Source organism: Spirosoma luteum DSM 19990, assembly GCF_000374065.1.
GTDB classification, from domain to species: Bacteria; Bacteroidota; Bacteroidia; order Cytophagales; family Spirosomataceae; genus Spirosoma; species Spirosoma luteum.
Window position 1 is genome coordinate 60,146 of sequence record NZ_KB893254.1, and the last position, 19,425, is coordinate 79,570.

15 protein-coding genes are annotated in these 19,425 nt (G+C 54.7%); 7 read left to right on the plus strand and 8 right to left on the minus strand.

The genetic code is table 11. The annotated features are described in order from the left end of the window. Nucleotides 1-15: 15 nt before the first annotated feature. The 3 genes from B156_RS0111725 to B156_RS31375 all read right to left on the minus strand — a co-directional run bounded on the left by B156_RS0111725 (nt 16) and on the right by B156_RS31375 (nt 1,512). Entirely contained in the window at nt 16-825 is an 810-nt protein-coding gene (locus tag B156_RS0111725; RefSeq protein ID WP_018619911.1) for an alpha/beta fold hydrolase, read from the minus strand. A 23-nt stretch (nt 826-848) separates the two neighbouring features. Next, nucleotides 849-1,259, minus strand: coding sequence for a response regulator (locus tag B156_RS0111730; protein WP_018619912.1), 411 nt, complete (start codon nt 1,257-1,259; stop codon nt 849-851). Between the two features lie 100 nt (nt 1,260-1,359). Beyond that, entirely contained in the window at nt 1,360-1,512 is a 153-nt protein-coding gene (locus B156_RS31375) for a hypothetical protein (RefSeq protein ID WP_018619913.1), read from the minus strand. A gap of 59 nt (nt 1,513-1,571) precedes the next feature. Here B156_RS31375 and B156_RS0111740 point away from each other — a divergent pair, with 59 nt between their 5' ends. Beyond that, nucleotides 1,572-4,970, plus strand: coding sequence for a methylmalonyl-CoA mutase family protein (locus B156_RS0111740; protein WP_018619914.1), 3,399 nt, complete (start codon nt 1,572-1,574; stop codon nt 4,968-4,970). Nucleotides 4,971-5,029: 59 nt separating this feature from the next. Here the strand turns inward: B156_RS0111740 and B156_RS0111745 are convergent, their stop codons facing one another. Together B156_RS0111745 and B156_RS0111750 are read right to left on the minus strand one after the other, a co-directional pair. Then, nucleotides 5,030-6,133, minus strand: coding sequence for a Gfo/Idh/MocA family protein (locus B156_RS0111745; RefSeq protein WP_018619915.1), 1,104 nt, complete (start codon nt 6,131-6,133; stop codon nt 5,030-5,032). Nucleotides 6,134-6,386: 253 nt separating this feature from the next. Then, the gene (locus tag B156_RS0111750) at nt 6,387-7,880 is read right to left on the minus strand and encodes a DEAD/DEAH box helicase (RefSeq protein ID WP_040585526.1); all 1,494 of its coding nucleotides are present in this window, start codon (nt 7,878-7,880) and stop codon (nt 6,387-6,389) included. Between the two features lie 345 nt (nt 7,881-8,225). Here B156_RS0111750 and B156_RS0111755 point away from each other — a divergent pair, with 345 nt between their 5' ends. From B156_RS0111755 to B156_RS0111770, 4 genes are all read left to right on the plus strand, one after another. Beyond that, nucleotides 8,226-9,335, plus strand: a complete 1,110-nt coding sequence (locus B156_RS0111755) for an SMP-30/gluconolactonase/LRE family protein (protein WP_018619917.1) — start codon at nt 8,226-8,228, stop codon at nt 9,333-9,335. A 243-nt stretch (nt 9,336-9,578) separates the two neighbouring features. Continuing rightward, complete coding sequence (locus B156_RS0111760; RefSeq protein ID WP_018619918.1) at nt 9,579-11,687, plus strand: TonB-dependent receptor; 2,109 nt, start codon at nt 9,579-9,581, stop codon at nt 11,685-11,687. A 99-nt stretch (nt 11,688-11,786) separates the two neighbouring features. Continuing rightward, nucleotides 11,787-12,422 carry an ABC transporter ATP-binding protein gene (locus B156_RS0111765; RefSeq protein ID WP_018619919.1) on the plus strand — a complete coding sequence of 212 codons (636 nt, stop codon included), beginning with the start codon at nt 11,787-11,789 and terminating at the stop codon, nt 12,420-12,422. Next, nucleotides 12,419-13,519, plus strand: a complete 1,101-nt coding sequence (locus tag B156_RS0111770; protein WP_018619920.1) for a hypothetical protein — start codon at nt 12,419-12,421, stop codon at nt 13,517-13,519. Before B156_RS0111765 ends, B156_RS0111770 begins: the two co-directional genes overlap by 4 nt. Before the next feature lie 17 nt (nt 13,520-13,536). Here B156_RS0111770 and B156_RS0111775 read toward each other — a convergent pair whose 3' ends face one another. Next, on the minus strand, nt 13,537-14,535 hold the full coding sequence (locus B156_RS0111775) for a Gfo/Idh/MocA family protein (RefSeq protein ID WP_018619921.1): 999 nt from the start codon (nt 14,533-14,535) through the stop codon (nt 13,537-13,539). Between the two features lie 174 nt (nt 14,536-14,709). Further along, nucleotides 14,710-16,026, minus strand: coding sequence for an aminotransferase class V-fold PLP-dependent enzyme (locus B156_RS0111780; protein ID WP_018619922.1), 1,317 nt, complete (start codon nt 16,024-16,026; stop codon nt 14,710-14,712). A gap of 240 nt (nt 16,027-16,266) precedes the next feature. Here B156_RS0111780 and B156_RS0111785 point away from each other — a divergent pair, with 240 nt between their 5' ends. Both B156_RS0111785 and B156_RS29095 read left to right on the plus strand, forming a co-directional pair. Beyond that, nucleotides 16,267-18,165: a TlpA disulfide reductase family protein gene (locus B156_RS0111785; RefSeq protein WP_018619923.1), complete on the plus strand. Its 1,899-nt coding sequence runs from the start codon at nt 16,267-16,269 to the stop codon at nt 18,163-18,165. A gap of 6 nt (nt 18,166-18,171) precedes the next feature. Then, entirely contained in the window at nt 18,172-18,708 is a 537-nt protein-coding gene (locus B156_RS29095; protein ID WP_245563727.1) for a GNAT family N-acetyltransferase, read from the plus strand. Here the strand turns inward: B156_RS29095 and B156_RS0111795 are convergent. After that, a complete protein-coding gene (locus tag B156_RS0111795) occupies nt 18,688-19,353 on the minus strand; it encodes an START domain-containing protein (RefSeq protein WP_026260781.1) in 666 nt (221 codons plus the stop codon). The genes B156_RS29095 and B156_RS0111795 overlap by 21 nt on opposite strands. Nucleotides 19,354-19,425: the final 72 nt, after the last annotated feature.

A 19,425-nucleotide genomic window follows, 5' to 3' on the forward strand; every position in this document is an offset into this window, starting at 1 on the left:
GTAGGGTGCGACAGGTTAATTGACAGATGCCAGGTACTGACGTATAGCGTCGGTGGTTTCGACGGGTGCGCTCAAATGAGGGCAATGTCCCGTGGCAGTGATGATGCACAAACGACTATTAGGCGTTTGTTGGGCTACATACTCCCCCACAGCTATGGGAGCAATAATATCGTCCGTTGACTGAATAACCAGCGATGGGGTCTTGAGTTTGGGCAGATCGGCCCGGTTGTCGCTATAAAATGTAACCCGGGCAAATTGCTGGGCTACATCAAGGTCGGTACGGCAGAATGATTCACGCAGTTCGAGACCCAGTTGGGGGCGGTCTGCATTGCCCATGATAGCCGGTGCCATTGAGGTAGCCCAGCTAAAAAAGTTACCATCCATCATGGTCAGTAACCCTTCAATATCTTCCTGCTCGAAGCCACCGTAATAATCACCATCATTAATATAACGGGGCGACGGACCAACCATTATCAGCCGAACAAACCGGTCAGGTTCCCGAATACAGGCCAGCGCCCCAATCATACTGCTAACCGAGTGCCCCACCAGGATAACGTCTTGCAGGTCGAGGGCCTGGCAAATGTCCAGTACGTCCTGGGCATAGCCGTGCAGGCTGGCGTACCGTTCGCGGTTATAAGCATTCAGATTGGCGTGGCCGTGACCGATATAATCAAACCGTACCACTTTATGATCGGCTTCAAAGCTGGGGGCCATATAACGCCACATGCCCTGATCGCAGCCAAACCCGTGTGCAAACAAGACTACCTGTCCGTCCTGGTTTCCTGTAATGGTAATATTATACCGATCAATCAGGCACTCTTTCATATAAAAATAGGGGGAGGGTACTATCAGGCAATAGGTTTCATAACCCACTGCCGAATCAGTTGGTTCGCCAGCACCGTCAGTTCATTAAAACTGGCGGGTTTTATGTGATAATCATTGGCACCGAGGGCTACCGAATTTCGCTTGTCGGCCGGATTGCTGGACGTTGTCAGCATCACTACCGGCAAGTGGCTGTATTTACCCACAGACCGGACAATCTCAAGGGCTTGTAGCCCTCCCATCCGGTTCATATTCAGGTCCATCACAATCAGGTTTGGCGAATCCGATGTTTCCTGCAAATGCGGCAACAATTCCTCGCCATCATGCAGGGCTTTGATCGTAATCCGGTCAGCCATGCAGTGGAAAGCAGCCTTCATGAGTACCAAGTCGTCCTCATCGTCATCCACTAGCCATATTGAGCCTGATAATGTGTTCATTGCCTGCCTGTTTAGCGCATTCGGTAATCAATGATAGGTAAAATCTCCGCATTTCCATGCCCTTCATAAAGAATAATACAAATCAGGCGCCCATGCTGTTTTACCGGAAAATACGTTTCTCCGCTTCTGTTCCGTTGTGCATTATAAAATGGGCGTTTTTTACGGCAACCAATGGCGAATACCCGTGCTGTTGCACCCGATTAATTAGCCCCTGAATCAGGCTACACCGGGTTTCGCTTAAGTATACCGCCATCCTGTTTCCTTTATAGGTTAATAGATGACAAAAATGGTGCCTGTTCGCACCCAACTCCTATGACTACCCAGGCATCCCAACTCCCTGCGCCGAAGACAATCGTGTTTGCCCATAAAATCCGCATCGTTACGGCAGCCTCTCTATTCGACGGGCACGACGCGGCCATTAACCTGATGCGTCGGCTGATGCAGGCATCGGGAGCAGAGGTCATCCACCTGGGGCACAATCGGTCGGTAGCCGACATTGTGGATTGCGCCATCCAGGAAGATGTGCAGGGCATTGCCGTGACGAGTTATCAGGGCGGGCACCTGGAATTTTTCAAATACCTGTACGATCTGCTCCGGGAACGCGGTGCGGGGCATATCAAACTCTTCGGGGGCGGGGGTGGCACCATCCTGCCCACCGAAATAAAGGAACTACACGCCTACGGCATCACCCGCATTTACAGCCCCGACGATGGCCGGACGATGGGGTTACAGGGCATGATCGATGATTTGCTGCGCCAGTGCGATTTTGAACTGCCTCCCGTTACCCAACGGCCGGATTTATCCGTAGAATCCCCCGAATCCATTGCCCGCCTGATTACTACTGCCGAAAACGCACCGGAACAGTACCAAACGCACAAAGTCTCCAGGACCTTACCGGTTCCCGTACCCGTTCTGGGCATCACCGGCACGGGGGGCGCGGGAAAGTCCTCGCTGGTCGATGAGTTGGTTCTGCGGTTTTTGCGAACGTTTCCCGATAAAACGATGGCCATCATCTCTGTCGATCCTTCCAAACGCAAAACGGGTGGTGCGCTGCTCGGCGACCGGATTCGGATGAATGCCATTACGCCCCAGGCGGGCGAACCAGGCCGCATTTACATGCGCTCACTGGCCACCCGACAGGCAAATCTGGCCCTGAGCCGCCACGTGCAGGATGCCATTGATGTCTGTAAAGCCGCCCAATTCGATTTAATCATTGTTGAAACATCCGGCATTGGGCAGTCGGATACGGAGATTACCGAACACGCCGACAAGACGCTGTATGTGATGACCGCCGAATACGGAGCTGCCACGCAACTGGAAAAAATCGACATGCTCGACTTTGCCGATATGATTGCCATCAACAAGTTCGACAAACGCGGCTCCCTGGATGCCCTGCGCGACGTTCGGAAACAGTATCGGCGCAATCACAACCGGTGGGACGTGCCGGATGAGGAACTGCCTATTCTGGGCACCGTGGCCTCGCAGTTCAACGATGCAGGAATGAACGCCCTCTTTGCGCGACTGATAGATAGCTTGGGGTTTTCGGTTTACCGTTTACCGTTTATGGTAGCTGACGCAGCCGAAAAAACCGGCCGGGAACCGAAAACCGAAAACCAGCTACCGAAAACCCCCACCCCTATCATCCCCCCCGACCGGGTTCGGTACCTGGCGGAGATTGTGGAGGAAAGTCGCCGGTATGACCAGTTCATACGGGAGCAAACGACCCTTGCCCGGCAGTGGTACCAGTTGGAAGGTGCCCTGCAACTCCTGCCGGATGGCGCAGGGAAAGACGAGTTAGTACGGATAAAAGCCGAAAAATATGCCCGGCTTACCAACGAATGCCGGGCGTTGGTAGAGCAGTGGCCTCAGGTACAGGAACGGTACAAAGCCGAATTTTACGAGTTTCGGGTACGGGACAAGGTAATCCGGCAACCGCTGTATTCCGAAACCCTGTCGCACCTGAAAATCCCGAAAGTAAGCCTGCCCCGGTACCACGACTGGGGCGATATTCTCCACTGGCTACTAACCGAAAACGTACCGGGCGAATTTCCGTACACGGCGGGGGTGTTCCCCCTCAAGCGCGAGGGCGAAGACCCGACTCGTATGTTTGCCGGGGAAGGCGGCCCTGAGCGAACCAACCGGCGGTTCCACTACGTATCGAAAGGGTTGCCCGCCAAACGGCTCTCTACGGCTTTCGATTCCGTTACGCTTTACGGCGAAGACCCGGCGCTGCGGCCCGATATTTTTGGTAAAGTAGGCAACTCCGGCGTGAGCATCTGCACGCTGGATGATGCCAAGAAACTCTACTCCGGCTTCGACCTCTGCGACCCCGCCACCTCCGTATCTATGACCATCAACGGCCCCGCGCCCATGTTGCTCGGCTTCTTCCTGAATGCCGCCATCGACCAGCAGTGCGAGAAATGGCTGCGCCAGCAGGGGGCAGCGGGTAGAGAGCACGGGGTAGAAGAACCAGAACAAGCCCCCCATTACAACGGCCCCCTGCCCGATGGCAACGATGGGCTGGGCCTGATGCTGCTCGGCACAACGGGCGATAAGGTGCTGCCCCCGGAGGTGTATGCCCAAATAAAAGCCGATACGCTCCGGAAAGTGCGCGGAACGGTGCAGGCCGATATTCTGAAAGAAGACCAGGCGCAGAACACCTGCATCTTTTCTACCGAATTTGCCCTCAAAATGATGGGCGATATCCAGCAGTATTTCACGGATAATCAGGTGCAAAATTTTTACTCGGTGTCCATATCAGGCTACCACATTGCCGAAGCAGGGGCCAATCCCATTTCGCAACTGGCGTTTACGCTCTCCAATGGGTTTACGTTCGTGGAATATTACCTCAGCCGGGGCATGAACGTCGATGCTTTTGCCCCAAACCTGTCGTTCTTTTTCTCCAACGGTATGGACCCGGAATACACGGTACTGGGGCGGGTGGCCCGGCGCATCTGGGCCAAGGCCATGAAGCATAAATACCACTCCAACGAACGCTCACAGAAACTGAAATACCACATCCAGACATCGGGCCGGAGTTTGCACGCGCAGGAAATCGCTTTCAATGATATCCGCACTACACTACAGGCGTTGCTGGCCATCTACGACAACTGTAACTCGTTGCACACCAACGCCTACGACGAAGCCATCACGACCCCCACGGAAGAATCCGTCCGGCGGGCCATGGCGATCCAACTCATTATTAACCGGGAATTTGGGCTGACGAAAAACGAGAACCCGTTGCAGGGGGCTTTCGTAGTGGAGGAATTAACGGAACTGGTAGAGGAAGCCGTGTATCAGGAATTCCTGGCCCTCAACGAGCGGGGCGGTGTACTGGGCGCCATGGAACGCATGTACCAGCGCAGCCGGATTCAGGAGGAATCCATGTACTACGAAACCCTCAAGCACAACGGCAAGCTACCCCTGGTGGGGGTCAATACCTTCCTCGACCCGGCTGGTTCGCCCACCATCGTACCCGCTCAGGTCATCCGCTCAACGGACGATGAAAAACGGTACGCAGTCGATTCGTGCCGGGCATTTCAGGAACGGCACCAAACCGAAGCAGAAGTAGCACTGGCAAACTTGCAGGCTACCGCACTGGCAAACGGAAATCTCTTCGAGGGCCTGATGGAAGCCACCAAAGTATGTTCGCTGGGGCAGCTATCCAACGCCCTCTACGCCGTGGGCGGACAGTACCGGCGGAATATGTGAGTTAGCTAACCAAGAAAAGATAACGGTGTGCTGCCTGCGTAGTTGACTACGCAGGCAGCTTATTTACTATTCCCTACCAACTCGGTATACCTAACGCTGTTCCAGTCAACTTCTATTTTCCGGCCGGTTTCGGCAGCCCGTAAAATACTGTCGATGATTTTCATATCTTTCCAGCCTTCTTCGCCCGATGCCTCCGGTTTGGTTCCCTTCTGAATACTCTGGGCGAATGCATCAATCTGCGCAACCTGCTGATACTGCGGAGAGGGTACATCCATAGGGCCAAGGCTGGTAACACCCTGCGACCCTGTGGCATTGAAGGCGGGTTCTAGTTTGAACCAACCCCGCTCGCAGGTGGCGTAAAGCCGGTCTACGTACGACGAATAGGTAGTACTGCTGTGGGCTACAGCTCCCCCGACAAATTCCATCTGCCAGAGAACCGTTTCGTGCACATCCCTGAAGTTGACCCGATCGAAGGTATAGGCCTGAGCCGTTACACTTATAGGGTCGTCATTCAATATCCGTCGGGCTCCCTGTATGGCATAAACGCCCAAGTCCATGATGGCACCTCCCCCTCCAATGGCTTTATCCAACCGCCACGAGTTGGGCGGGGGCAGCGTAAAACCCAGGCTCGACTCAATCATTTTGACCGCTCCAAATGTTTGCCGAAGACCCAACCGGCGCATTTCCAGATGATGCGGCTCAAAATACAGTCGATACCCTACCGACAACTGTACGCCGTGGTCTTTACAAGCGGAGATCATCCGCCGGGCTTCTTCGGCATTCATGGCCATCGGCTTTTCGCAGATCACATGCTTACGCGCCTGAGCAGCCCGAATGGTGTATTCGGCATGCAGGAAATTGGGCAGTACAACGTAGATAATGTCAATGTCGGGATTGTTCTTTATCTGGTCGAACGTCTGGTAGTTGTAAATGTTCTTCGCCGGGATATTGTAAGTTGAAGACCAGGCTTTGGCTTTCTCCGGCGAACCGGTTACAATACCAGCCAGGTAACAGGTTTTCGATTCCAGCAGGGCCGGGGCCAGTTGCGTGGTAGCATAATTCCCCAGGCCTACCAAAGCTACACCCAGTTTCTTAGGAGCGGACGATGGCTCGGCCCATGAATCGGCTGAATGGGCCATTAATCCGCCAACAGCCAGCGACATTTTTTGTAAATATTGTCTGCGTGAGATAGGGCTAGTCATAGGACATTGCGTCTGTAATCCACTAAAGAAAGCAAAAAAAGCCCAATAATTAAATTGGGCTTTCTGCTCATTACAAATGCAGTGCACTAGCTGTGAATGACTTAAAAACTACTTATTAATCAATTTACCGTTTTGACCACTTATGGCAAAAAGGAGTTTACGCAGACCGTCAAATTGGTTTCGCCCTTTGACGTTGAGAATGAAAGAAATCTATTTATTGGTCCGTATTTTTATCGATTATTTTATCTCCCTCCGTCGACTGTCCCCCTTCACGCGGCCCGCGCCGACGTTTCTTCCGACGTTTGTTCTTCCCGGCTTCGCTGGCATCCTGGGCCGGCCGTTGCCCGTTGACCGGCAAAACATCAGAAAGAGCCGTTATTTTATCCGGTGTGGGTTTGTGTTCCGTATCAACTGCATCCGTCTGGCGGGGCCGTTCCTGTGGCGCTTCCCCAACCGGGACTTCCCGGTTTTCGGGCCGGCTCCTGCCCTCTCTCCGTTGTCCATCACGCCCCCCACGGTCGCGTCCACCGTCACTCCGCCGGTTATCCCGACCCGCATCATTCCCACCACGTCCACCTTTACCCCGCAAACCGCTAAACCGTTTGGGGTCGAACACGGGCGATTTACCCATACCCAACTCCTCGGTAATAGACTGCTTATCCATTTCCCGCTCAATCAGGCGTTCGATGTTTACGATCCGGTTCTGGTCCTGATCGCTGATGAAGGTAATAGCGGTTCCGGTGGTAGCGGCCCGGGCCGTACGCCCAATGCGGTGAACATAATCTTCGGCATCGCGGGGGATGTCATAATTGACCACGTGCGTCAGGTTATCGATATCGATACCCCGCGAGAGCACGTCCGTAGCGACCAGAATGGGAAACGCTTTGTTTTTAAAGTCGCGCAGGACAACTTCCCGGTCATCCTGTTCCAGGTCGGAACTGATACCACGGGATTCGTAACCCAGTTTATTCAGGGCCCGTACAATGCTGTTTATCTCCGCTTTTTTGGAGGTGAACAGCACCATACTGCTCACGGGCTTCGTGCTGTTCTTAATCAGATGAGCTAGCAGGGGCAGTTTCTGACTATCGTAGGCCAGGTAAAACTGCTGGTCGATACCGGCGGCCGGTTTGGATACAGCCAGCCTGATTTCTTCGGGGTCGATCAGGATACGTTTGGAGAACTCCCGGATTTTGTTGGGCATGGTAGCCGAAAACAGCAGGGTCTGCCGCTTTTTCGGAATCTTGTCCACAATGTTCAGAATATCATCCGAGAAGCCCATATCGAGCATCTTATCGGCCTCATCGAGCACCAGATAATCAATTTTGTCGAAATTGACGTAGCCAAGCTGCATATGCGCCATCAGTCGCCCCGGTGTGGCAATAATGATGTCGGCCCCGGTTTCGAGGGCTTTGCGTTGCTTATCCCAGTCGTCGCCTTTGCCCCCGCCGTAAATGGCGATGCTGTTGGCCTGCACAAAATAGCCGAACCCTTCTACCTGTTCGTCGATTTGCTTGGCCAGTTCCCGCGTTGGTACCAGAATCAGGGTGCTGGTATGGTCGTGGTTGGCGTGGGAAATTCGGTCGAGGAGCGGAATGAGGTAAGCCGCCGTTTTACCGGTGCCGGTCTGGGCACTGGCAATGAGGTCGCGTCCGTCGAGGATTTTGGGGATAGCCAGTTCCTGAATGGGCGTGGCTTTAAGGTAATTCATGGCATCTACACCAGCCAGCAGGTCGTCGTGCAGATTAAATTCGGAAAATATCAAGGTTACAGCATTGTGAAGGTGAAAACCGCTGACCTTAACGTCCCGGCCAGCAAACCGATAAACACGGCCCATTACTAGTGAGCCATTGATTTGGAATCAAATATACCGAAAAATCAGGATTTAGCCAGTGTTCACCGCCCGGTTCAGTAGCGGTTTTTTGATGGCCGGACAAATTGGGTATCCAGGTACTAACAGTTTTCCGGGTATTCCTGTTTCATCAGGAGAGAACTTCACCCTGCGCGGTGAAACCACCCGATAAAAGCGGATAGCTAACACTGTAAACAAGTACCCATGCTAATCGACCAGCTAAGAGACGAACTGAAAATGAGCCTGTTGAGCCTGCTTCTCTCCATGACTAGTTTATCCCTGATGGCTCAATCCAAATCGACCCCGACCCTGGAAACCGTAGCGGCCTTTGGGAAGCATCAACCCATTGGGCTGGGGGTTTCGTTTGAAAACCGCCTTTTTGTTACGTTCCCCAAAAATCCGGACACCTACGATTACGGCCTGGCGGAAATCGTCCGGGGCGAACGACGCCCGTACCCCAATGCCGAATGGAACAAGTGGGATTCCCTGAAAGCGCAGACCCGGTTTATCAATGTGCAGGCTCTGTTCGTGGACCAGACCAATACGCTGTGGGTGCTCGACCCGGCCAGCCCCGCCGGACAGAAAGCCATTCCCGAAGGCATCAAACTGGTGCAGATAAACCTGAAAACCAATGAGATTGAAAAGGTATACCGGTTTACCGATCTACCCCGCGAGCGTACAGCCCTGAACGATGTACAGGTGGATTCCCGCCAGCAGGTGGCGTATTTGTCGGATCCCGGACGGGCGGCCATCGTGGTTCTCGATTTAGCCTCGGGCACTAGCCGGACCGTGCTGGAAAACGATAAATCGACCAAAGCCGACCCCAATTTCGTGTTGACCATCGAGGGGAAGGAGGTACGCGATAGCCGGGGCAATCCCTTCCGAAGCAACGTGAACGGTATTGCCCTGAGCCACGATTTTCAGTACCTCTATTTTCGGCCCATCACGCAAACGAAACTATACCGTATCGACACAAAGTACCTGACCAACGCCAGCCTGTCTGCTACCGAACTATCAGCACACGTCGAAACAATGGGTGAAACTGGGGTTTCGCACGGCATGATAGCGGATAAAGCCGGAAACGTGTACCTGACCGATTCGCCGGACAAGGCCATTCGCTATTTTACCCCCGGAGGGCAGTTAAAAACCCTCGTTCAGGACGACCGCCTGCTTTGGCCCGACAGTTTCGGCATCGGCACTGATGGCTATCTGTACGTGACGGCCGCACAGATTCAGCGCACCAGGCGGTACAACAACGGGGCCGACAAAGTAGCTTACCCGTTTCGGCTGTACCGGGTGAAGTTGCCGAATTAGGCTGTTTTTAGGTTGGTCGGGGTAGGTTGACAACTGAAGGATTCCGTACTTTTGTGCCCAATCAATTACGTTACGTCTACGGTCAACGATACCTTACTTCTTAATACAAGCTTATGTTTGTTGTTTCTGGTTTGTCATTCCGAAGAATGAGGAATCTCAAGCATCGGGATAATTGAGATTCCTCATTCTTCGGAATGACAAACAAACGCTATTTAGTAACTTCATTCTGTATCCAGGAGCAATATGCCCAAATTACCCGTTCAACTCATTGCATTTATCGCGTTCGCTTCGCCTTCTCTTAGCCTGGCCCAAACGCCCACGTCTCCGGTCTCGCTGGATGATACGCTTCAACTCAATGAAGTCATTGTGCGGGGCTATGCCTCGAACCGGCGGCTGTTGGAAACGCCGGCTTCCATTGGTATTCTGACAAGCCGGGATCTGAACCAGCGGTTTGGGATACCGACCCTGGTGCCCGCCCTTAACACGCTGCCGGGCGTACGGGCCGATGAACGGTCGCCGGGAAGTTACCGGCTGGCTATTCGGGGGAGTGCTATCCGGTCGCCGTTTGGAGTGCGCAATGTAAAAGTGTACTGGAATGAATTGCCCCTGACCGATGCCGGTGGTAACACGGCCCTCAACGCACTCGACGTACGGTCGCTGGGGCGGATGGAGGTGATCAAAGGGCCATCGGGCAGTTTGTATGGGGCTGGCACGGGCGGCACCATTCTGTTCAGCGGCCTGGCGGTTCCTGCCGGCAAGAGCAGCGTGGAGGTGTCGGCCCTGGGGGGCTCCTATGGGCTATACGGGAACAGTGTGGCAGTGCAGACCGGCAAAAACAATACGGCCCTCTCGCTGAGTTACAACCACCTCCAATCCGATGGCTACCGCGACCAGAGCGCCGTCGTGCGCGACAACCTCACCCTGACGGGGTCGTTCAGCGTGAATGACAAACGGACCATTTCGGTGCTGGCCCTATATTCCGACCTGCATTACCAGACGCCCGGCGGCCTCACCGAAGCGCAGTTCCGGGCCAACCCGCGAGCCTCGCGCCCGGCCACGGCTACGCTGCGCAGCAGTGCCGATCAGCAGGCGGGCATCTACCAGAAACAGGGGTACTTCGGCCTGTCGCACGAGTACCGCTGGAACGACCGGATTCAGAACACGACAGTTATCTACGGCACCACAACCGATTTTGCCAACCCATTCATCACCAACTACCAGAAAAGTGCCGACCAGGGGCTGGGAGGGCGAACGGTGACCCAGTTCCGACTACCGAACGGCCCACTGCCGACCACGATTACAGCCGGGGCCGAACTGCTACGTAACTTCACGGTTATCCGCAACTTCGGCAACCGGCAGGGCCTGCCCGACACCATCCAGACCGACGAAGAATTGATTGCCCGACAGCTTACAGTGTTTGCCCAAGCTGAAACCGAACTTCCCGCCCGCTTCCGGCTGACGGCTGGGCTGAGCCGTAACACGGTCAATTACGGGTTCACGCGTTTCCCCATCCGCCCGCAGGGGGCGCAGCCCGCCCAGCTTCTGCCCCGCGACTTCGCGCCTGTATGGTTACCCCGCGTGGCCCTGTCGCGGCTGTTTGGCCAGTCGATATCGGCTTTTGCCAGCATCAGCACGGGCTATTCGCCCCCTTCCAAAGATGAAGTGCGCCCCTCGGCGGGGGGCTTCAACACGGCCCTCAACCCCGAACGAGGCACCAGCTACGAAGTAGGACTGCGGGGGTCGGCCCTCAACAGCCGGTTGCGGTTCGATGTGGCCGTTTACGAACTGAACCTGACCGAGACTATTGTTCGGCGGTCGGATGCGGCCGGGGCTGAGTATTTCGTGAATGCGGGACGCACCAGCCAGCGCGGTATCGAAACCCAGCTGGCCTACGATTTTGTGTTGCCCTCATCAACCGCCACCTTTTCGCTGCTCCGGCTCTGGAACAACCTGACCCTGACCGACTACCGATACCAAAACTACCAGCAGGGCACCGTCGACCTGTCGAACAACCGGATTCCAGGCGTGGCCCCCACCACCAACGTGACCGGTATCGACGCGGAAACGAAACAGGGCCTCTACGCCCACTTGACCTACCAGTTCCTGAAGGAATTTGCGCTGAACGACGCGAACACGGCCCTGTCGGACCCTACGCAACTGCTCCAGGCCACCCTCGGTTTCCGGCGGAAGCTGGGGCAGCACTGGATGCTCGATGTATATGCCAGTGGCGACAACCTGCTGGACCGGACCTACTCGCTGGGCTACGACCTCAACGCGGTAGGCAACCGCTATTTCAACGCGGCCCCGGCCCGCAATTTTGTGGGGGGCGTTCGGTTGGGAATGAGCTGGTGAAAATAATGATGAATGATAAATGATGAATGATGAATTTTGCCAGGGATAATCTTCCATAAAGGGAGGGGTCATTCATCATTTATCATTCATCATTAAAAAGTGCTCTCCATTTCTAACCTTACCAAAGCCTACAACGGGGTTACTGCTCTGTCGGTGCCGGAGCTGCAGTTGCTACCGGGCATTCACTATTTTCAGGGGGGCAACGGTTCTGGTAAAACTACATTTTTCAGGACCGTGGCGGGTTTGTTGCCGTTTTCAGGGACCGTCTTGTTAGAAAATCAATACGAAATTAATCGCGACCCGGTGGCGTATCAGATGCGGGTCAACTACGCCGAAGCGGAACCCGTTTACCCCACCTTTTTGACCGCCCAGGACCTGACCAGCTTTGTGGGAAAAGCCAAACAAAGCCCTGCCAGGCAGGTGGATACTCTGGCCGAATTATTGGGTGTCGATACATTCTGGACGAAACCGACGGGGCAGTTTTCGAGTGGGATGCTCAAAAAACTATCCTTGTTGCTGGCCCTGCTCGGCACTCCCCGACTAGTGCTGCTGGATGAACCACTCAGCACCCTGGACATTGCTACAGCCGCCCGCCTGTTCGACTATATTGGCAAACTCCGCACCGAACAGGCCGTTTCATTCCTGCTCACCTCGCATCAGGACGTTTGCCTCACCGGGTTGGACATAACGGGGACCTGGCAGGTGAGTCAGGGGATTATAACCCCTGTTCTATGATGGTACTGCTCACCCTGCTGAACCGGATTTTTGTCGGGCCGTTCTACGCCAGAAATGCGGGTACGTTTCTGGTGATTGTGCTGCTGGCCTTCGGATTTTTGAGTGCCAATGAACACCGGGCGTTGATTATGGCGGCCCTTGGCTCCCCCTTTTTTCTGGCCATTGTGTTCGTGCTGTGGGGTTTGTACCTGCTGAAAACGGTGTCGTTCGTGTGGCAGGAACTGCACGCGCCGGAGCATCTGTTTCTGCAAACGTTCTGGCTGGTGCCCACCCCAAAACGGGTCATTTTGTGGCTAACGGTGCAATCGGCCCTACTGTTTCCGGTTCTGCTGTATGGCGGCTGGATGCTCGAGATAGCGACTCAACAAGGGCGGTGGGATTCGTTTTGGGCCATCCTCATCTTTCTGCTATTGCTGATTAGCGCAGGAGCGTTGATGGCCGATTTTCGCCTGAGGCACCCCAATCCTGACACGCTCCAACTGCCGCCCATTTCGTTAAAGCTGCCCTACGAACTGTTTTTCCCAATCTACTGGCTCCGGCATGAACCACTTTCCCTGGTACTGACCAAAGCCTTTTCCGGCCTGCTATTGGCGGGCGTTTGCCGACTCTACCCTACTGACGACTATGACCAGCGATTACTGCTTATTGGCTTATTGATAGCCATACTGGGTCACGCGCAGGTAGGTGGGCAGGTGAGCGCATTTGAGCGGAAATACCTGCTGTTTTTACCCAATCTACCGCTGTCGTGGGGGCAGCGGCTGGGGAGGTACGCACTCACGTACGGCCTGTTGTGGCTCCCCGAACTACTGATTTTGCTCCGCAACTGCCCCGAAGCCATCCAGTCCGATTACGTCGTCTGGCTCTGGTTAACGGGTTGGGGCTGGCTGCTGCTGATGCACAGTTTGGCTTACGGCTATGCGGTCCTGCCCGAACGCTGGTTATCGGGCATCATTGCCGCGTTTGTGATTGGGCTATTACTTATCATGTTTGGCCTGCCGGTAAGTATCTGGCTGGTACTGGGGTGGCTGGGCGCCGTGGCCGTGTGGTACTGGTCGTTTGGCAAGCGGAATGGTACAGAACTTAACGTACCGCACTAAAGCCCTTATCATTAGGTCTATTCTCCCTGAAACGTCTCTTTTCCATTCGCTATCCAGTCCAGTATCAGGCTGGTTTGTGCGCCGGTTTCTCCGGTACTCGGGCTTTTACCTTCTCCCCTTAACTCACTGACGATCTGCTCAATGAGAGGTTGCTGTACGTGTTCGGGAAAAGCGACGGTGTATTCGTCGGTGCCGGATGCGGTTTCTACCTTAATCAGGAAGTTTTCGAAGAACGAGAAGGTGATAGTACCGTTGGAACCGATCAACTGCGTTTGTTCCAGTCGCTGCGCGTTGCTGGCGGTAAAGCACCAGCTTCCGGTTCCCAACACGCCCGATTCAAATGCATAAGTAGCCACCACGATATCGTCGGCAGCGTACAGACCGGCCTGGTTGCGGGCAATGCCGCTGGCTTTTGTAATGCGACCCAGGGCGAACGCCAGAAAGTCGAACTGATGCGCGGCTAAATCGTGAAAATAGCCGCCCCCGGAAATTTCGGGCGACACCCGCCAGCCGGGTTTTACGCCATCCGATGCGGCCGACGGCGGCAACCAGTTCAACTGCATGGACACGTACCGAATGTCACCGATAACCCGCTGGTCAATCAGCTCCTTTACTTTCAGAAAATACGGCAAGGACCGCCGGTAGAAGGCCGTAAACAGGGGTACGCCCGTTTCCTGACTTACCCGGTTCATAGCGTCGCACTCGGCGGCATTGAGTGCCATCGGTTTCTCCACGTAAACCGGTTTCCCGGCCCGCATGGCCCGGATGGCGTAGTCGGCATGGCTATCGGGGGGCGTGGCTACGTAGACCGCGTTGACATTCGGGTCGTTGATGAGCGCGTCGGCATCGGTGTACCAGGCAGGAACATTGTGCCGTTTGGCGTAATCGGCAACTTTTTCAGCATCTCTCCGCATCACGGCCACTAACCGGGAATGGGGTATTTTATTAAAAGCCGGGCCACTTTTCACTTCGGTCACGTCTCCGCAACCAATAATTCCCCAATTGATTTGTTCCATACAGTTTACTACAAAAACAGGCCTCAAGCTACTAGTCTGTCAGGAACGTAAGGATAAAACAGGAATATTCTAATCTAGGCTTTCTAGTACACCAGGTTTTAACTCTATGTCTGATGCGAAACCATCCGGTTATTGAGACGCAAGGTATTGCCGGTCCGCCGGTGCGGTCTCTACTCAACTTTTCTTCTGCTTACTGGCCACAGCCTGTTTCTCGGCAATGGCCGTAATGGCCGCTACCAGTCGGTCCAAGTCTTTGGGGCTGTGGTACACGTGGGGGGTTACGCGCACGCCGTGGATATTCTCCCAATCGATGGGCGACGTGTGAATTTTGTACTTGCCCAGTAGCTGACTTTCTACCTCGCCAGGTTTCATGCCGTCGATGGAGAACAGGGCCACAGCGCCGGCAAATTCGGGCTTAAACGAGGTATGCAGTTTAACCCCCGGCACATCCTTGACCCGCTCCATCCAGTAATTTTTGAGGTAATGGGCGCGGGCAAACTTACGGGCCGAGCCAATGCTGTTATGAAAATCGACAGCGGTACCAATCGCCATTTCGGAAGCAAAGGAGCGCGTGCCGAGGGTTTCAAACTTACGGATGTCCGGCCCGTCGGGTTCATTGCTGGACAGCAGAGCCCACACGTTTTTGATTTTGTTCTGCCTGATGTATAGCATCCCGCTGCCGAAGGGGGCGCACAGCCATTTGTGCAGGCTGGTGGCGTAATAATCGGCGCCGAGGTCGGGGATTTTAAAGTCGAACAGGGCAAACGAGTGGGCACCGTCGGCAATCACTTCGATGCCGCGTTTGTGGGCTTCGTCGGCAATTTTACGCACCGGCATCACCTGCCCAACCCAGTTGATCATGTGGGTTACGTGGACCACCTTCGTTTTGGGGGTAAACGCCCGTATGTACTGCTGCGCCAGGGCTTCGTCGTCTTCGCTGGGGAGGTCGAGGTTCAGGTAAACCAGTTTGATGCCATCCCGTTTTTCGCGCTGTTTCCAAGCGTTGAGCATGTTCGGGTAATCCTGCTTTGTCAGTACGACCTCATCGCCCGCTTTCAGGTTCAGGCCAAAAATAACCGTGTTCAGTCCCTCCGTCGCGTTGCGGTTGATGGCGATTTCTTCCGGCGAACAACCGCCCAAATCGGCCAGTTTCTCGCGCAGGGCTTCGCGGCCCTGGTCCAGGATGCGCCACATGTAGTAGGATGGTGCCTCGTTGCTATACTGATAAAACCGGATATGCGCGTCCTGTACCACTTTCGGCTGCGGACAAACGCCCCCGTTGTTCAGGTTGAGCAGGTTGGGCGATACGGTATATTCGGATTTCACCCACGACCAGAAATCTTCGTCCTGCGCCCAGGCCGCCGGTGATTTCAGTGCGGCATCGGCACCGGAAAGGGGCCGGGCAACTGTTTCCGGTAAAAACTGGGGCAGCGACAGGGCAGCGGTGGCAGCAGCCGTTTGACGAAAGAATGTTCGGCGGGAAGTGGGCATGACCGTAAATTAGTTTGAGCGTAGACGGGATGCAGTAAAACTAATCGTTTTTCGTAGTAAATCAATCCGTTGTCGATTATACGTCATTGTTCGGCCGTATACCTTGTGGGGGCCAAAGCCGGACAACTCATTGGTACAACCGGTTATTTATGACGCAGACCGTGCTGTGGCTATGGGCGTATTGTTGTATTTTTACCCGGCTGCTCCAGTACTACCCGAACAACTGTTTATTCTTCTGTTATGAAAAAGACTCTCTTACAAACCCTGTTCCTGTTGACGCTGGTTACGCTTTCGGCTACGGCTCAGTTCTGTTTTTCACCCCAGCAGCCACAGGCCGACCAGGTTGTATCCTTCACCTATTCTCCGCAAACGACCCCCCTGGCCACGGACAGCACGCTGGAAGGGCGTTACGTACGCTACGGTGCGCCCAATATGATGCGCATCAGCCAGCCTACCACCGTTACGTTGGTTCGGCAGGGTAACGATTACGTAGGCCGGGTCTATCTGCCGAAGAAAGATGTGGCGGGCACCATGCTTTATTTCAGGAACAGCACACTGCCGAAGCGGACCGACCTGAACAAGGGACAGTTTTACATTATTCCGGTCTGGGATGCGGCCGGACGAATCGTACCCCACGCTACGGGCGGACAGGCGTCGGTGTTTACGCGCACGCACCTCCCCGCCGAAGCCGGTTTCAGGCCCGACCAGACCTGGGTCATTACGCTGCTGGAACACGAGCTGGCTCAAAATCCGGATTTACGACCGCAGTATTGGTATGATTTACTGGCGGCCAGGATAAAACAGCGCAAACCCGGGTACGGCCCGCAGGTGAAATCGGCCATTGAATCGTACCTGGCTTCCCGCCCGGAACCCTCCCCTGCCGAGTTGGCCGATGCCGCCCGCCTGTACGAGAGCATGGGCGATTTTGCGAAGGTGAAAGCCCTGCGCGAACGCCGGAAATCCGTAGAACCCGCCGGTGCGCTCGTGCAGAAAGACCGCGCGATGGCCATCCGGACCGAACCCAACTGGGCGAAGAAAAAGCTGGCCTACGCGGCCTTTTCGAAGGAGTTCCCTACCTCCACGCACCTGCCGGCCCTGACGATTATGATGACCGACGATTATTATAAGCAGAACGACATTACGGGTATGATGGCCTTTGTGGGGCAGCAGCCCGACTCCTTCGTCGATGCAGGAATGCTGAATACCATTGCGTTTAAGATGGCCGATGAACGGCGATCGGTACCGGAAGCCGAACAGTTGACCAAACGCGCGCTGGCCGTGTTGAAAAATCAGGCCAAACCAACCGATGTGTCGGGCGACTGGGCCACCGAGAAGCAAAAGCGGCAGCGGCAATTGATGAACACCTACGCCCGGACCCTGGAACAGCAGGGCAAATACGCCGAAGCCTACACCGCCTATCAGGCCATGTTGACGCCTGATACGGTCAATGAAAACGAGCCCCGAACCATTGAGCGGTACTTCCAGTGTGCCCTGCGTACCAATCACGGGAACGAAGCGCTACCCGTCATCGAAGAAGCGGTCCAGTTAGATAAAGCGACCAAAAGTCTGAAAGCCGCCCTGCACGACTGGTACGCCAAACAACCCGGCAACACAGTGGCCAAAGCAGATGCCTACCTAAAGGACCTCGAAGCGGATGTAGTAGCCGACAAGCGGGATGAAATGCAGCAGAAACTCATCAATGAACCGGCCCCCGCCTTCTCCCTCACCGACCTGAAAGGGCGTACGATTTCAACATCGGCCATGAAAGGAAAGGTAGTTGTGCTCGATTTCTGGGCTACCTGGTGTGGGCCCTGCATTGCTTCGTTCCCGGCTATGCAACAGGCGCAGACCCGCTTTAAAAACGACCCGGACGTGCGCTTTCTGTTCGTCAATACCCGCGAGGGCGGCCCCGTGCAGCGCGTCTACAATTTCATGGATAAGCATCCGTACGACTTCGTAGTGCCACTGGACGGGCAGCAGAAGGTGGCCAATGCCTATAAAGTACAGGGTATTCCGACCAAAGTGGTCATTGGCCCGAATGGCCGGGTGCGGTACCGAAGCATTGGGTATAACGGTGATCCCGAAGCCACTGTCGATGAACTGGCGCTGGTGGTGGAGATGCTTAAAGATGGAAAGTAAAAAACGATGATGACTGTTCGCATCGCTACCCCCGCCGACCTTCCTGCCCTGGTCAATCTTCTTAAACGCGTTATTCCCCTGATGAATCAGGCGGGTAATTTCCAGTGGGACAATCACTACCCGAACGAAACTGTGTTTAGTCTGGATATTGCTAAAGGACAACTCTGGGTAGCGGAAATTGATAATCAACTGGCGGGAGTGGCCGCCCTGACCGAAGACCAGGAACCGGAATACGCGCAGGTCGGCTTCGACCTTAATGAGCGGGCGATTGTGACCCACCGGCTGGCCGTCGATCCCGCTTTTCAGGGGCAGGGCGTTGCGCTGGCACTCCTGGCGCAGGCCGAGCAACTTGCCCTTGAACGGAGCATCCGCTTTTTGCGCATCGACACCAATTCAGAAAATCAGATAACGCAGAAACTGTTCCCTAAAGCAGGGTATAGGTACGCCGGAGAAATTACCCTCGGTTTCCGGCCGGGGTTACGGTTTCTGGCCTATGAGAAGCAGCTACAGCCGGACACTGTGTTATTGCAGAAACGCGAATGACTTTCCCTGGTAGCGGGGTAATAAAATGCTCTCCCGAAGCAGCGTGAAGGACTGGAAGGCACTGGTCGAAGCGGCTACATTGTCCAGCCAGGCCGGAATCTCGCCACCGGGGTCAAACCGGACGGTATAGGTAATCTGCATTTGCTTACTGGTCGCCTGGCGCACCTGCCAGTTGGCCAGCCAGTCGGTGACGCGTACCCGACCGGAGCGGGGCGCAATCAAGTTGGGAACATCGACCCCTTTGATGTATAATATTTTGGTAGCCGGAACGTAGTTGAACGTTAGTCGCACGGTCATGTCCCGATCGCTCACCGGCCAGGGCAAGGCACTCACACCATAGTAAATCAACTCGGTTTCGCTGATGCGTTTGACCAGCCTGGCCGATTTCATTTTATAAATAACATTCTCGTAGTTGTTAATATCCGACAGCAGGGCCACCAGCTGACTTTGGGTACCGGGCATGGTACACTCTATTTTGAGTTCGGATAATTTACTGTTGGGTAGCCGACGGGAATAGACCTGTATCTGGTCTTTGTCCTTTTCCAGTTTCCAGTCGTCACTCGTATGCGTACGTATGGCATCCGTGCCTACCCCGTAGCTCCCCAGCAGTATACCCAGGTAGCATCCCAGTGTCAATAAATTCATTGTGTACATATGCATAATCATCAATACGCTCTCTTTCTCAACAACACTACGGTTGCTTTTGTTGACAACAGG

What these genes read in the sequence shown, in the direction of transcription:
- B156_RS0111725 (WP_018619911.1), bottom strand. Translation starts at nt 825, where the DNA reads ATGAAAGAGTGCCTGATTGATCGGTATAATATTACCATTACAGGAAAC.
- B156_RS0111730 (WP_018619912.1), bottom strand. Translation starts at nt 1,259, where the DNA reads ATGAACACATTATCAGGCTCAATATGGCTAGTGGATGACGATGAGGAC.
- B156_RS31375 (WP_018619913.1), bottom strand. Translation starts at nt 1,512, where the DNA reads ATGGCGGTATACTTAAGCGAAACCCGGTGTAGCCTGATTCAGGGGCTA.
- B156_RS0111740 (WP_018619914.1), top strand. Translation starts at nt 1,572, where the DNA reads ATGACTACCCAGGCATCCCAACTCCCTGCGCCGAAGACAATCGTGTTT.
- B156_RS0111745 (WP_018619915.1), bottom strand. Translation starts at nt 6,133, where the DNA reads ATGTCGCTGGCTGTTGGCGGATTAATGGCCCATTCAGCCGATTCATGG.
- B156_RS0111750 (WP_040585526.1), bottom strand. Translation starts at nt 7,880, where the DNA reads ATGAATTACCTTAAAGCCACGCCCATTCAGGAACTGGCTATCCCCAAA.
- B156_RS0111755 (WP_018619917.1), top strand. Translation starts at nt 8,226, where the DNA reads ATGCTAATCGACCAGCTAAGAGACGAACTGAAAATGAGCCTGTTGAGC.
- B156_RS0111760 (WP_018619918.1), top strand. Translation starts at nt 9,579, where the DNA reads ATGCCCAAATTACCCGTTCAACTCATTGCATTTATCGCGTTCGCTTCG.
- B156_RS0111770 (WP_018619920.1), top strand. Translation starts at nt 12,419, where the DNA reads ATGATGGTACTGCTCACCCTGCTGAACCGGATTTTTGTCGGGCCGTTC.
- B156_RS0111775 (WP_018619921.1), bottom strand. Translation starts at nt 14,535, where the DNA reads ATGGAACAAATCAATTGGGGAATTATTGGTTGCGGAGACGTGACCGAA.
- B156_RS0111780 (WP_018619922.1), bottom strand. Translation starts at nt 16,026, where the DNA reads ATGCCCACTTCCCGCCGAACATTCTTTCGTCAAACGGCTGCTGCCACC.
- B156_RS0111785 (WP_018619923.1), top strand. Translation starts at nt 16,267, where the DNA reads ATGAAAAAGACTCTCTTACAAACCCTGTTCCTGTTGACGCTGGTTACG.
- B156_RS29095 (WP_245563727.1), top strand. Translation starts at nt 18,172, where the DNA reads ATGATGACTGTTCGCATCGCTACCCCCGCCGACCTTCCTGCCCTGGTC.
- B156_RS0111795 (WP_026260781.1), bottom strand. Translation starts at nt 19,353, where the DNA reads ATGAATTTATTGACACTGGGATGCTACCTGGGTATACTGCTGGGGAGC.